This window comes from Nonomuraea sp. NPDC003709, from assembly GCF_040610775.1.
GTDB lineage: Bacteria > Actinomycetota > Actinomycetes > Streptosporangiales > Streptosporangiaceae > Nonomuraea > Nonomuraea angiospora_A.
Map to the genome: position 1 here is coordinate 1 of NZ_JBEXMW010000016.1, position 13,228 is coordinate 13,228.

Sequence of the window (13,228 nt, forward strand, 5' to 3'; positions counted from 1 at the left end):
TTCAGGGCTTGCCTGAGCCGGTTGCCTGGAAAGCGGGCACGGCCGGTTCTGAGGGGGCTCCGGCGCTGCAAAGCGCCGGAGCTACCCGACGAGGCGCACTTCGGACCCCTGAGGCAGTTCACCATCGCCAACTCCAACCACCCCAACCACACCGTGCAGACCCGGGCCCTGCACGCCTGCCTGCGCTGGCGCAACGCCAACGCCCGCCACCGCGACGTCCTGGCCGCCGAACGCAAAGAACGTGCCCGCATCCGCAGTGAGAAAGGCATCCGCTGGGGCGGACGCCCCCTCAACACCACAGCCTGACCAACCGCGAACCGCAGCCGCGGAGCGCCGAACGGGCCGGTTCAGGAGAAGGACGGCGCCAGAGAAGGATGATTTAGGAGGCGGACGGCTCGATCTCCCCCGCGAAGACGATGACCTGGTCGATGAGGCTCCGCCGCAGATGGACGACGTCCGTTCCCGTCAGGCGGGGACCTCCATCCGGCGTGGTGAAGACCCACTGGTACCGGGCCCACTCGTCAGGCATGTCTACCGCCGAGCAGCGCACCATCGTGCCGGTCCCCGCCGGGTGGCGCCGGATGTCCAGCACGAACCGCTCGACCGCCTCGATCCCTTCGCTGCGGCCCAACGGCCCCCAGAAGACCACGTCCGAGGTCAGGGCCTGGGAGAGCAGCGCAGTCACATAGCTGTCGTCCGAGGCGTTGAACGCGGAGATGAACGTGTCGATCGCGGACCGCGCGGTCTCTTCCTGCATATGCCAGTAATACCAGTCGCTTCGCGAAACGCGGTCAGCCCGTGAGCCGTCTCCCGATCACGGTGAACCATCCCGGTCACAGCACTAGAGCCGTCCTTTCGGCGCGGCGCCGCAGAGCTTGCCATAGCCGTTCATCCAGGTCTGAGGCTGCTCCACCAGCCATCTTCGCCCTGCGGCGCCATTCAGCGCGCCGGCCCATTTGTCGGACCCAGCCGATAAGGTCCTCGCGTCCGGAACGGAACGTCATCGGGGAAGTGAATGATGGCCCGCCATACTCCGCCTCGGCCGGTAGCTGTGGAGGAACTCTTTCCCGAGCTGAAGCCGCTCGGCAGGAACGCGCTCCGGCTGCATCCGCGTGCGGGAAACCCGTCGTACGAGGACAGTTCTGTCGGAGGGCCGCTGAGGTGGCCGGCCGACGAGCCCTGGCCGTGGTGCGCCGAGGACCACTACTACGACGACGGTCTGGAGGACGCCACCCGCCACGAGGCCGTGGTGCCCATGGTGCCGGTCGTGCAGCTCTACGCGGCGGACGCGCCCGATGTGCCGTTCCCGCAGGGAAGCGATCTGCTCCAGGTGCTGTGGTGCCCGTTCAACCACGGGGAGGAGCCCGCCGAGCGCTGCCCCCTTCCGCAGGTGCACTGGAGGAACGCGGCTGACGTCCGCTGTGTGCTCGTCACACCCCCGGCACCCGCTGACGCTCTCGAGGGCCACGTTCCCATCCCCTGCGTGGTGCACCCGGAGCAGGTGACGGAGTACCCCGACCGGGACGACATACCGCAGGAAGTGCACAACGAGATCGACGACCGGCTGCGCCGGTTCGAGGAGACGGCCGGGTGGTCGTACTTCTACCACCTCAGTGCGGCCCCCGGAACCAAAGTCGGTGGTCATCCGCACGGATGGAACGGCCCGACGACCTGGCTCCGTTGCGAGAGGTGCGGGCAGCCCATCCACCATCTTCTGACCGTGGCCTGTGATGAGTTCGACGGGGAGTCCTGGCGGACCTGGCTCCCGGTGGAGGACCGGCCCGACGACGACAGCGGGCCGGAGATCTACCTTTCGAGGTCCGAACGAGCCGAGGCCGCGCACAATCCGCCCGGCCTGATGGTGTCGGGCGGGGGCAGTGTCTACCTCTTCGAGTGTCGTTCCTGCCCCGATCGCCCAGTTGAGCACCTTTTCTATCTCAACTGAGCAAGACGAACAGGATTGGGCCTGCGCATGATGCGGTGGAAGCGCATGCCTACTGGAGTCTGATGAGACGAGGTGATGGCCGATAGCTCCTGTCTGGGGCCGCATCGACATCCGGCCGCTGTTCGTCAAACAGCAGGCCACGTTCGTCGACCTGCTGTGCCGACTCGGCTCTGAGGATTCCTCTACGCCCTGCGGTTTCAGCGCTCCCTGCACCGCTCGGGCCCGCTCTCCCCGGAGTACGCCGACGCCCTCGTCAACCTCGCTCTCAAGGCCCTCCGCCTCAAGGCCCTCCGCCTCAAGGCCCTCCGCACAGACTGACCTCATGCTCAGGGCCCTCCGCCCGAGTTGGCCTCAATGCCCGCCAGAGCAGCCCGGTTCGGGCGGGTGGCGTCCTCGGGGCCAAAGATCCCGCCCTTTTCAGGTGGCGCGGAAGTCCGCGATGATCTCGTCGAGCTGGCGCAGGGCTCGCTCGACGCGTACGGGATCGGCGTAGTAGGGGTCGTCGGGCACCGGGAGCGACGAAGCGAGGCCCCAGCCGCGGCCCCGTGCCCATGTCGCGTCGTCCACGCCGAGCGTCTCCCGGTAGACGTCCCGAGCCGCCGAGGGCAGGAACGTCCACGCGGGCAGCAGGTCCACGGCGGGGTCGCCGACGGCGAGCGTGCCGAAGTCGATGATGGCGCTCAGCCTGCCCTCGACGGTCAGGAGGTTCCCGGGTGCGAGGTCGCCGTGGATCCACACCGGCGGGCCGTCCCAGGCGGGGCCGTCAGGGCCGCCTCCCACACGGCCGTCACCGCGCCGGTGTCGACGAGCCCGCGCAGTGCTTCGATCTTGGGGCGTACGCGGGCTTCGACGGCCACCGAGTCGCGCTCGTCGCCCATTGGCACGCCCCGGAACGCGTTGCTCCACGAAGGCCCGGGGCCGCCGGTCGCGTCGATCCGCTGCAGCGCGCTCACGAACCCCGCCAACTCCTTGGCCGTCTCGACGGGATCGGCGAGGTCTTCCGTGGTCTCACCAGGCAGCCACCGATAGACCGACCAGGGGAACGGGTAACCCTCGCCGGGCCCGCCCTTCGCGAGCGGCTCGGAGATCGGCAGCGGCAGGTGCGGGGCGAGCCGCGGCAGCCGTTCGTGCTCGCGGTCCACCTGGCCGACCCACCGGGGATAGCGCGGCAATCGTACGGACATGTCCGGGCCGAGCCGGAACGTCGCGTTGTCCATCCCGGACCGCGGCACGGGGGAGAGGGGCAGATCGGCCCACTGGGGGAACTGCGCCGCCAGTAGACGGCGTACGAGAGCCTCGTCGATCAGCAGGTCGTCAGAGTTGGGCGTCGACAGGGACGGCTCCTTCTGAAGGAGGGGTGCGAGCAAGGTCGGCAGGTTGTCAGGGTTGGGCGTCGACAGGGACGGCTCTTTCCGGGGGAGAGGTGCGGGAAGGGCGCAAGACAGGGGCGAGCAACGTCAGCAGCACGACCACGCACGTGATCAGCGCGAACGCGGCGGGGTAGCTGAGCGCGCCCGCGACCCAGCCCGTCACGGCCGGGGCGATCAGGCCCGACAGGTACGTGATCGTCGCCACGCCCGCCACGCCCTCGCCCGGAGTCGTGCCCGCGTTGCCCGCCGCCGCGATCACGAGCGGCACGATCACCGCGATCCCCAGTCCGACCAGGGCGAACCCGGCGATGCCGAGCGCGGGCGTGCGGGCCGCGACCACCAGGACGCCGCCGACCGCCGCCACGGCACCGCCCGCCCTGACCGTCGCCGCCGGACCGAGCCGACGGATGACGTGGTCGCCCAGCAGTCGCGCGCTCGCCATGCAGAGCATGAAGACGGTGTATCCGGCGGCGGCCAACCCGGGGCCGGCGTCGGTGACGGCGGTGAGGTAGACGGCGGACCAGTTCGAGCTGGCCCCCTCCGCGAACGTCGCGCAGAACCCGACCAGCCCGATCACCAGGATCCCTCGCGTGGGGAGCGCGAAGCGCCGAGGCGCAGGCGCGTCGCGTATGAAACCCGTCATCCCGCTGTCGGGGAGGAGACCGCGCCCGGCCACTGCCCCGAAGCCGAGTAACGCGAGCGACATGACCCCGAGGTGGATCCGGGCGTCGATGCCCGCGTGCGCGGCCAGGGCGCCGAGCCCCCCGGCGGTCAGGCTGCCGACGGACCACATGCCGTGCAGCCCCGACATGATCGAGCGGCCGAGATGCCGTTCGAGGAGGACGGCGTGCGCGTTCATGGCGACGTCGCACATGCCCGCCGACGCCCCGAACAGCAGGAACGCCCCGAACAGCCACACGGGCGACGGCGAGAGCGCAGGGAGGGCCAGGCCTGCGCACCACAGCGCGAGGAGGACGCGTGTGGCGGCGCGGTTGCCGAAGCGGTAGGCGAGGCGGCCGGCCATCGGCATGCCCACGAAGGCGCCGATCGACGGGCACAGCAGCGCGAGGCCGAGGGCGCCCGGGCTGAGGTGCAGGTGCTCCTGGATCCAGGGGATGCGCGTGGACAGGCTGCCGGCTACGGCGCCGTGCGCGACGAAGACGGCCGCGATGGCACGGTGATGGCTCATGACCTGAAAATTATCAGGAAGGGTTCCTGATGAAAAGAGGTTTCAGGCAGGGTCCCTGATTATTATGAGGACCGTGAAGACCGCCACCCCCGCCCTGGCCCGAGCGATCAACGACCGGCTGGCCCTCGACCTGCTGCTGGAGCACGGTCCGCTGACCGCGCCGCAGCTCCGCACGCTGACCGGGTTGTCCAGGCCCACCGTGTCCGACCTGATCGAACGGCTCATGGCAGGCGGCCTCGTCGAGGTCACCGGCGAGAGCGGCGAGGACCGGCGGGGCCCGAACGCTCGCCTGTACGGACTGGTGGCGGACCGGGCTCATGTGGCCGGGGTGGACGTACGGCGCGACGCCGTCAACGTCACGGTCGCCGACATCACCGGGCGAGTGGTCAGCGAGGCCAGCACGACGATCGGCGCGAGAGCCGACCTGGCGGCCCTCATCGCGAAGGTGGTCGGGGGCGCGGTGGGGCGGCGCGCGCTGGACACGGTCGTGGTCGGGGCGCCGGGGCTGGTCGATCCGCGTCACGGGGAGCTGGTGTCACCCAACGACGTGCCGGGGTGGCGGCCCGGCATGATGGGGTCCGTACGCGAGCGCCTGGGCGTGCCCGTGATCCTTGAGAACGAGGTCAACCTGGCCGCCATCGCCGAGCTCCGCACCGGAGCCGCCGCCGGGAGCGAGGACTTCGTGCTCCTCTGGCTGGACGACGGGGTGGGAGCGGCGGTCGTTCTCGAGGGCCGGCTGCGCCGGGGTGCGTCGGGCGGCGCGGGGGAGATCGGGTTCCTGGAGGTCGGGGGCGTGGCGTTCTGCGAGCTGTTGAACGCCGAGATCATACGGAGGTTCGACCGGGACGAGCTCGCCCGGCGAATCGCTCAGGGTGCCTTCGCCTACGCCACCCTCCTCGACCCGGGGCTCGTCGTCCTCGGCGGGACGACGGGGCATGAGGGCGGGGACGGGCTGGCCGAGCTGGTGGCCTACCACCTGCGCGCCCTGGCCCCGGCGCCGACCGAGGTCCGCGCCAGCACGGTCACGGGCAACGCGGTGCTCCAGGGCGCCGTGCTGACCGCCCTCGACCTGGCCCGCGACCGCGTCTTCGGCTGACGCCTCTGCCATGTCCCCCTGATGGTCAGCCCGCGAGCGCATCTTCGGCTGACGAGGCCACATCCCGCCTGGTGGCCAGACTGCGACCGCGTCTTCGGCTGACGCCTCGTGTCCTGCCTGATGGTCAGAGCGCGGGCGCAGGATCGGGCCGCGTTTGCCGCGCGGGCCGTTGACGCACCGCGCCTCGCCCGGAAGGCTGCCCCACCCCGAGGTGCAGGGCAAGGCGGGCGCCGGCGGTCCGGGCGGAGGCCCCGGTCGAGGGTGCGTGGCAGTGGATCAGCGACCCATGGAACAGGCGGCTGTCAGGCGAGGGCGGTGATCAGGCCCATGGTCAGCGCCGTGCGCTCCGCGATGTGCTCCACCAGCACGTGCTCGTGCCGCGCATGCGCCCCGTCCCCCACCGCGCCCATCCCGTCCAGCACCGGCCGGCCCAGTGCCGAGACGAAGTTCCCGTCGCTGGCGCCTCCCACCGACACCTCGTCCAGCAGCCATCCGAACCCGGCCGCCACCTCCCGCGCCTCCTTGAACAGCCGCTGGGAGGCCGCGTTCGGCGTCATGGGCGGGCGGTTCCACTCCCCGGTGGCCGAGATGGTCACCCGGGGGTCCGACGCCTTCAGGCCGGCGAAGACGTCGTCGATGCGTCCCATCTCCGCCGGATCCGTGACGCGTACGTCGATTCCGCAGCTCGCGTCCCCGGCCGTCACGTTCCGCCCGGTGCCGCCGCTGATCAGGCCGACGTTCACGGTGGTGCCGCGCTCGCGGGAGCCGGCCCGGGCCAGGGTGGTGACGATCTCGGCCAGGGCGTGGATGGCGCTCGCCCCCGCGTACGGGTCGAGCCCCGCGTGCGCCTCCACCCCGGTCACGCTCACGTTGAACAGCCCCACGCCCTTCCTGGCGGTCTTGAGCGCTCCCTCCTGGGAGGCCTCGAAGACCAGGGTCGCCAGCGTGTCCTCGCTGGCCGCCTCGATGTGCGCGCGGGAGGCGGGGCTGCCGATCTCCTCGTCCCCGTTGAAGAGGTAGCGCACGCTCGGATGCGGCAGCCCGAGTTCGCGCAGCCCGCGCAGGGCCCAGATCGACTGGACGAGGCCCGTCTTCATGTCGAACACGCCGGGCCCCGTCGCCTTGCCGTCCACCACCGCGAACGGCCAGGCGGCCAGCGTCCCGGTCGGCCAGACGGTGTCGTAGTGGCTGAGCATGAGCACGGTGCCGGGCGCGGTGCCCCGGTAGGTCAGCTCCAGGATGTCGCCGTAGGACCCGCCGTCGTGCAGGACCTCCTCGTCCGGCGTCCCGAGGCGTTCGACGGCCCGGCCGCGGATCTCGCGCAGCCCCTTGACCAGCATGGCCTTGTCGTAGCTGTGGGTTTCCAGCTCCACCGTGGCCTTGAGGTCGTCGAGCATGGCCGGGAGGGCCTGCCGGGCCCAGTCGGTGATCAACACGAGGTCCTTTCTAAGGAATCGGCGCTCCGGGGCCGAGCGGGATGCCGAGCCACCAGAATGCGAAGAACAGCAGCGTCCAGACGACGAGCAGGGTGAACGAGAGCGGGATGGTCATCGAGGCCAGTGTGCCGATCCCGGCCGAGCGCCGGTAGCGCTGGAGGAAGCCGAGCGCCATCACGAAGTACGGGCTCATCGGCGTGATCGCGTTGGTGCACGAGTCGGCGATGCGGTAGAGGGCCTGGGTGTATTCGGGCGGAATGTTCAGCAGCATCAGCATCGGCACGAAGACGGGGCCGACGAGCGCCCACTGCGCGGACCCGCTGGTCACCACCAGGTTGATCAGGGTGACCACGACCAGGATGCCCAGGAACACCACGGGCCCGCTCACCCCGGCCGACTTCAGCAGGCCGGCCCCGTCGATCGCGATGATCTCGCCGATGCCGGTCCACTTGAAGTACGCCAGGAACTGCGAGATCGCGAAGAACAGCACCAGGATCGGCGCCATCTCGCGGAACCCGTGGGCCATGAAACCGGGGATGTCCCGGCTGCCGGTGATCGTCCCGGCGGCCTTCCCATATGCCCACCCGACGGCCAGGAACGCCAGCGCGAGGAAGATCGCGATGGAGGTGAGCAGCGGCGACTGCACGATGCCGCCGTCCTTGCCGCGCAGCGGCGACCCGGCGGGCAGCACGGCCGCCACCACGGCGGCCACGTACACCACGAGCGCGATCAACGCGGCCCGCAGCCCCTTCCGCTCCGAGGCGCTGAGCGCCAGCGCGCCCAGATCCTCGTCGAAGGAGGTGGAGGAGCCGGTGGAGGTGGAGGTGGAGGAGCCGGTGGAGGTGGAGGTGGAGGAGGCGGGGGAGGGCTCCGGGTCGATGGGCATCGACTCGACCCGGCGCGCCAGCACGCGCTCGGTGACCAGGGTGATCGTGGCGGCCAGCACCAGGGAGGAGGCCAGCGAGAAGAAGTAGTTGGCCAGCGGCGTGACCGTGTAGGCGGGATCGACGGTGTGCGCGGCGGCCGTGGTGAGCCCCGACAGGATGGCGTCGGTCGGCGTGATCAGCGGGCTGGCGTCGTAGCCCGCCGAGATCGACACGAACGCCACCACGATGCCCAGGATCGGGCTGCGCCCCACCGCGCGGAAGGCCAGCGCGCCGAGCGGGATGAGCACGACGTACGCGGCGTCGGAGGCCACGTGCGCCACCATGCCGGTGAACGCCAGCGCGAACGTCACCCACTTCGGCGACACCCTCGACACCCCGGAGCGCAGCACGGCGGCCAGCAGCCCCGAGCGCTCGGCGACCGCGACGCCGAGCATGACGACCAGGATCGTGCCGAGCGGCGGGAACGAGGTGTAGTTCGTGACCGCGTCGCCGACCATCATCCGGACGCCGTCGGCGGACAGCAGGTTCTTGGCCACGACGGTCTTGCCCGTCGCCGGGTTGACCGCTGACACCCCTGCCGCCGACAGACCCCAGCTGACCAGCGCCAGTAACGCGGCCAGGATGACGAACAGCCAGAACGGATGGGGCAGCCTGTTGCCCAGCCGCTCGATCCCGCCCAGCACCCGGAGGAGGCCGTTCAGGGACCGCGAACCTGTCACCGTCTCGGACGCGCTCACGGGCACGCCTCCTTCCCGCATTTCGGTCAACCATTACACGCGGTAAGGAAGCGTCCTGACAAGAGTAACGTCAAGAGACGGCGACAACCGGCTCCCGGAGCGGCAGCCGTACCTCGAACCAGGTCTCGCCCGGAACCGAGCGCACCTTGATCTCCCCGCCGTGCCGCCCGGCCACGATCCGGTACGAGATGTCCAGGCCGAGACCGGTGCCCTGACCCACGCTCTTCGTGGTGAAGAACGGCTCGAAGATCCGGTCCTTGATCGCCTCGGGCACGCCGGGGCCGGTGTCGCCGATCTCGATGATGGCCTCGTCCTCGTCGTGCGCCGTGCGGATCGTGAGCGTGCCCCCGTCGCCCATCGCGTCGAGCGCGTTGTGGATGAGGTTCGTCCAGACCTGGTTGAGCTCGCCCGCGTAGCAGGGGATGGGTGGCAGCGTGCGGTCGTAGTCGGTGGCCACCGTGATGCCCGGGGGGATCTTGCCGCGGAAGATCGCGACCGTGCTGTCGAGCAGGTCGTGCACGTCGGCCTGCTGGAACGGCGCCCGGTCCATCTGCGAGTACTGCTTGGCCGAGCCGATCAGCGACGTGATGCGCTCGGTGGCCTCGGTCACCTCGTTGAGCATCTGGGAGATCTCGATCGCCTTGGCCAGCCACTGGACCGCCGAGGGAGCGCGCTCCTCACCCACCTTGGTGCGGATCTTCTCCAGCGCGTCGGGCGTGAACCCGGCGATGACCAGCGCGGGAGCCAGGTCCCACGCGTCCTCGACGCCCAGCTCGTCCAGCGCGTCGCCCAGCTCGTCCTCGGCGTCGGACATCTCCAGCGGGCTGCGCTGGGGCAGCTTGCCCAGGTTGTCCGTGCAGGACTCCTGCCACTCGATCATCATGCGCAGTTTCTCCGGCGGGATGCCCTCCTCGGCGAGCTGGGCGAGCTGCAGCCGCGAGGTCTTGATCAGCGAGCGCAGCTCGCTCGCGGCGCGCACCGCCGCGGCGGCCGGGTTGTTCAGCTCGTGCGTGAGCCCGGCCGTGATCGTGCCGAGCGCGGTCAGCCGCTGCCGCCGGTCGATGACCTCCCTCTGCATCCGCCCGCCCGACAGCATGCCGTCGAGCAGGTGCATCGCCATCGGGAACCACTCGGCCACGATGTAGGCGAACTTCTTGGCCGGCAGCAAGAACATCCGCGTCGGCGCGGTGGTCCGCAGCGTGTGCTGGTACGTCTGCGGCGCCCGGTCGCCGAGGTAGGCGCTGGTGGCGCCGCCGTAGACGCCGGGCTGCGACGCACGGGGCATCGCCACGGTCCCGGCGCTGACCGTCTCGCTGATCATCTGGATCTCGCCCTCGAGCAGCACCGCGAAGCACTCGGCCGGGTCGCCCTGCTGGAGGATCACCTCGTCCTGGCCGAACGTGCGCACCTGGCCGCTGTTGGCCAGCTTGGTGAGCTGCTCGTCGTTCAGCCGCTCGAAGAGGAAGAGTTTGCGCAGTTCATCGATGTCGATGTTGGTCATTGCTTCTCCAGGTAGCGATGCACGAGCGCGACGGCCATCGCGCCCTCGCCGACGGCGGAGGCCACTCTCTTGATCGAGTCAGCGCGTACGTCACCCGCGGCCAGCACCCCGGGCACGTTCGTCTCCAGGAAGTACGGCTCGCGCCGCAGCGGCCAGTTACGCGGCCGCTTCCCGCCCTGCACCAGGTCGGGCCCGGTCAGCACGAACCCCTTCTCGTCGCGTTCGATCGTCTCGCCCAGCCACGACGTGTACGGCTCCGCCCCGATGAACACGAACAGCCACTGCGCGTCGACCGTGCGCTGCTCGCCCTTGGTCGAGAGCGTCAGCCGCTCCAGGTGGTCGTCGCCTTCACCGCCGACGACCTCCGTCTGGAGGTGCACCTCGATGTTGGGGATCGCGGCGATCTGCTCGATGAGGTAGTGCGACATGGACTTCTCCAAACCGTCACCCCTCACCAACAAATTGACCTTGCTCGCGAATCCCGACAGGTAGACGGCCGCCTGCCCGGCCGAATTGGCCGCGCCCACGATGTACACGTCGGTGTCCTGGCAGGACGGCGCCTCGGTCAGGGCGGCGCCGTAGAAGACGCCCCGGCCCGTGAACTCGTCGAGCCCCGGCGCGTCCAGCCGGCGGTAGGTGACGCCGGTCGCCAGGATCACCGCGTGCGCGGCGATCTCCCCGCCGTCCTTGAACCCGACCACGCGTGCCTGCCCGCGCGGCTCCAGCGAGACCACCTTGCGCGCGGTCAGCAGCTCCGCCCCGAACTTCAGCGCCTGCCTGCGCGCCCGGTCCGCGAGCTGCTGCCCGGAAACGCCGTCGGGGAAGCCCAGGTAGTTCTCGATCCTGGAGCTCTGCCCCGCCTGGCCGCCCGAGGAGTAGGCCTCGACCAGCACGGTCCGCAGCCCCTCCGAGGCGCCGTAGACGGCCGAGCCGAGCCCGGCCGGCCCGCCGCCGACCACGATCAGGTCGTAGAAGTCGGTGGCCGGCGTGGTCGACAGGCCCACCGCCGCCGCCAGCGTGGCCTGGTCGGGCGACTCCAGGGTGGTGCCCTCCGCGGTCACCACGAGCGGCAGGTGGCAGCCCTCGCCGGCCGCCTTCACCAACTGCTCGCCCTCCGGGTCCTCCGACAGCATCCACCGGTACGGCACGTGGTTGCGGGCCAGGAAATCACGCACCTTGTACGACTGAGCCGACCACCGGTCGCCCACCACCCGCAGCTCGGACCGCTCGATCCGGTCCGTGCGCATCCAGGCGTCGAGCTGGCCGTCGATCACCGGGTAGAACTTCTCCTCCGGCGGGTCCCACGGCTTGAGCAGGTAATGGTCCAGATCCACCACGTTGATCGCCTGGATCGCGGCGTCGGTGTCGGCGTAGGCGGTCAGCAACACCCTGCGCGCGTACGGATACAAGTCCATGGCGGCCTCGAGGAACTCCACGCCGTTCATCTGCGGCATGCGGTAGTCGGCCAGGATGGCCGCCACCTCGTCACCCCGCAGCCGCATCTCCCGGACGGCCTCGATGCCGTCCCGGGCCGCCTCGGCGCGGACAATCCGGTATTCCTGGCCGTAGCGGCGTCTCAGGTCGCGGGCCACCGCCCGTGAGACGCCCGGATCGTCATCAACGGTAACGATGACCGGCTTGTCCATGTCTTCTCCCCACTCGTCCCTACTGGAAGCATGTCATGTGCGGGGGAGTCGGTAGGCACTCGCTCATATCATGGTCGGATGCGTACACGCGATCGCATCATCGACGCCGCCGAGCAGGCGATTAGGGAGTTCGGCATCGCGGGTGCCACCACCAAGCGTATCGCCCAGCAGGCAGGCTGCTCCGAGGCGTTGCTCTACAAGCACTTCGCCGGCAAGGAGGCGCTGTTCCTCGCCGTCCTGCTGGAGCGGCTGCCCGCGCTCGGCCCCGCGCTGGAGCGGCTGCGGGAGAGCACCGGGCAGGGCGACCTGGCCGGCAACCTGGCCGAGTTCGCGCTGATGGCGCTGGAGTTCTACACCAAGGCCGCGGCCATCGCCTCCGGCCTGCTGGCCGACCCGTCGCTCATGGCGGGGTTCAGGGGCATGCTGGCCGCCAGCGACATGGGCCCGCACCTGCCGATCCGGGCGCTGGCCGAGATCCTCCGGGCCGAGCAGCGCGGCGGCCGGCTCGACGAGGGGATCGACGCCGACGCCGCCGCGTCGATGCTGATGGGCGCCTGCTTCCACCGGGCGAACCTGACGTACTACGTCGAGCTCCCGGAGGCGGACGAGCCCTGGGCCGCCGCGATCGCGCGCACGCTGGTGCGGAAGTGACGCCCGTTACGCAATGACGCGGCTCTCGCCGCCGTCCACCAGCATCGAGATCCCGTTCACGAACGAGGCCCGCTCGCTGGCCAGGAACGCCACCACGTCACCGACCTCCTCCGGGTTGCCGACGCGCCCGATCGGCACCGCCTCGCCTCGCCGGGCCAGCCCCTCCTCGTCGCCCGCCAGCGTCCGCAGCCGATCGGTGTCGATCGGGCCCGGCATCACGTTGTTGACCAGCACGCCGTCGCGGGCCACCTCGCGGGCCAGCGTGCGCACGACGCCGGCCACGGCCGAGCGGGTGGCGTTGGACAGCGCCAGGCCGTCCAGCGCCTCGCGGGCCGACCTGCTGGTGATCGTGACGATGCGGCCCCAGCCGCGCGAGCGCATCTCGGGCAGGACCGCGTACAGCAGGCGTACGGTGCCGAGCAGGTTGCGCTGGACGGCGACGTCCCAGTCGGCCAGGCTCGTCTCGTCGAAGCGGCCGGACGGCGGCCCGCCGGAGCTGGCCACCAGGATGTCGATCGGGCCGAGCACGTCACGCGTCTCCTCGACCACCCGCCGGGCCGCGGCCGGGTCCTCCACGTCGGCCAGCACGGCGTGCACGACCTTGCCGTACTCCTGCAACTGCACGACCGCCTCCGCGAGCCGCTCCGGGTTGCGGGCGGCGACGCAGACGTCGCAGCCCTCCCGTGCCAGGCTCTTGGCGGCGGCGAGCCCGATGCCCGCGCTGCCTCCGGTGACGAGGGCGACCTTGCCCGAGATGCCGAGATCCATAG

General features: G+C 70.6%; 10 protein-coding genes and 2 pseudogenes. 4 read left to right on the forward strand and 8 right to left on the reverse strand.

The annotated features are described in order from the left end of the window. Positions 1-306 (forward strand): annotated as a pseudogene (locus ABZX61_RS39055) (hypothetical protein); the annotation flags it as partial. A gap of 73 nt (positions 307-379) precedes the next feature. On the opposite strand, the gene ABZX61_RS39060 reads toward ABZX61_RS39055, so the two are convergent. Continuing rightward, on the reverse strand, positions 380-757 hold the full coding sequence (locus tag ABZX61_RS39060; protein ID WP_355201460.1) for a nuclear transport factor 2 family protein: 378 nt from the start codon (positions 755-757) through the stop codon (positions 380-382). 294 nt (positions 758-1,051) lie between these two features. On the opposite strand from ABZX61_RS39060, the gene ABZX61_RS39065 reads away from it, so the two are divergent. Further along, a complete protein-coding gene (locus tag ABZX61_RS39065; RefSeq protein WP_355201462.1) occupies positions 1,052-1,945 on the forward strand; it encodes a DUF1963 domain-containing protein in 894 nt (297 codons plus the stop codon). A 417-nt stretch (positions 1,946-2,362) separates the two neighbouring features. Here ABZX61_RS39065 and ABZX61_RS39070 read toward each other — a convergent pair. Continuing rightward, positions 2,363-3,162, reverse strand: a pseudogene (locus ABZX61_RS39070) (aminoglycoside phosphotransferase family protein). 163 nt (positions 3,163-3,325) lie between these two features. Next, on the reverse strand, positions 3,326-4,504 hold the full coding sequence (locus tag ABZX61_RS39075) for an MFS transporter (protein WP_350724495.1): 1,179 nt from the start codon (positions 4,502-4,504) through the stop codon (positions 3,326-3,328). A gap of 73 nt (positions 4,505-4,577) precedes the next feature. Here ABZX61_RS39075 and ABZX61_RS39080 point away from each other — a divergent pair, with 73 nt between their 5' ends. After that, positions 4,578-5,600, forward strand: a complete 1,023-nt coding sequence (locus tag ABZX61_RS39080) for an ROK family transcriptional regulator (protein ID WP_355201465.1) — start codon at positions 4,578-4,580, stop codon at positions 5,598-5,600. 302 nt (positions 5,601-5,902) lie between these two features. Here the strand turns inward: ABZX61_RS39080 and ABZX61_RS39085 are convergent, their stop codons facing one another. The 4 genes from ABZX61_RS39085 to ABZX61_RS39100 all read right to left on the reverse strand — a co-directional run bounded on the left by ABZX61_RS39085 (position 5,903) and on the right by ABZX61_RS39100 (position 11,807). After that, entirely contained in the window at positions 5,903-7,036 is a 1,134-nt protein-coding gene (locus ABZX61_RS39085; protein ID WP_355201467.1) for a M20 family metallopeptidase, read from the reverse strand. 10 nt (positions 7,037-7,046) lie between these two features. Beyond that, a complete protein-coding gene (locus ABZX61_RS39090) occupies positions 7,047-8,660 on the reverse strand; it encodes an AbgT family transporter (protein WP_355201469.1) in 1,614 nt (537 codons plus the stop codon). A 70-nt stretch (positions 8,661-8,730) separates the two neighbouring features. Beyond that, positions 8,731-10,161 (reverse strand): ATP-binding protein, encoded by a 1,431-nt coding sequence (locus ABZX61_RS39095; RefSeq protein ID WP_355201470.1) that lies wholly within the window; start codon positions 10,159-10,161, stop codon positions 8,731-8,733. Continuing rightward, positions 10,158-11,807 (reverse strand): FAD-dependent oxidoreductase, encoded by a 1,650-nt coding sequence (locus ABZX61_RS39100; RefSeq protein WP_355201472.1) that lies wholly within the window; start codon positions 11,805-11,807, stop codon positions 10,158-10,160. The genes ABZX61_RS39095 and ABZX61_RS39100 overlap by 4 nt, the downstream gene beginning before the upstream one ends. Positions 11,808-11,885: 78 nt before the next feature. Between ABZX61_RS39100 and ABZX61_RS39105 the strand changes: the two genes are divergently transcribed. Beyond that, complete coding sequence (locus ABZX61_RS39105) at positions 11,886-12,458, forward strand: TetR/AcrR family transcriptional regulator (protein WP_350724507.1); 573 nt, start codon at positions 11,886-11,888, stop codon at positions 12,456-12,458. 6 nt (positions 12,459-12,464) lie between these two features. On the opposite strand, the gene ABZX61_RS39110 is transcribed toward ABZX61_RS39105, so the two are convergent. Then, positions 12,465-13,226, reverse strand: a complete 762-nt coding sequence (locus ABZX61_RS39110; RefSeq protein ID WP_355201474.1) for an SDR family oxidoreductase — start codon at positions 13,224-13,226, stop codon at positions 12,465-12,467. Between the last annotated feature and the right edge of the window lie 2 nt (positions 13,227-13,228).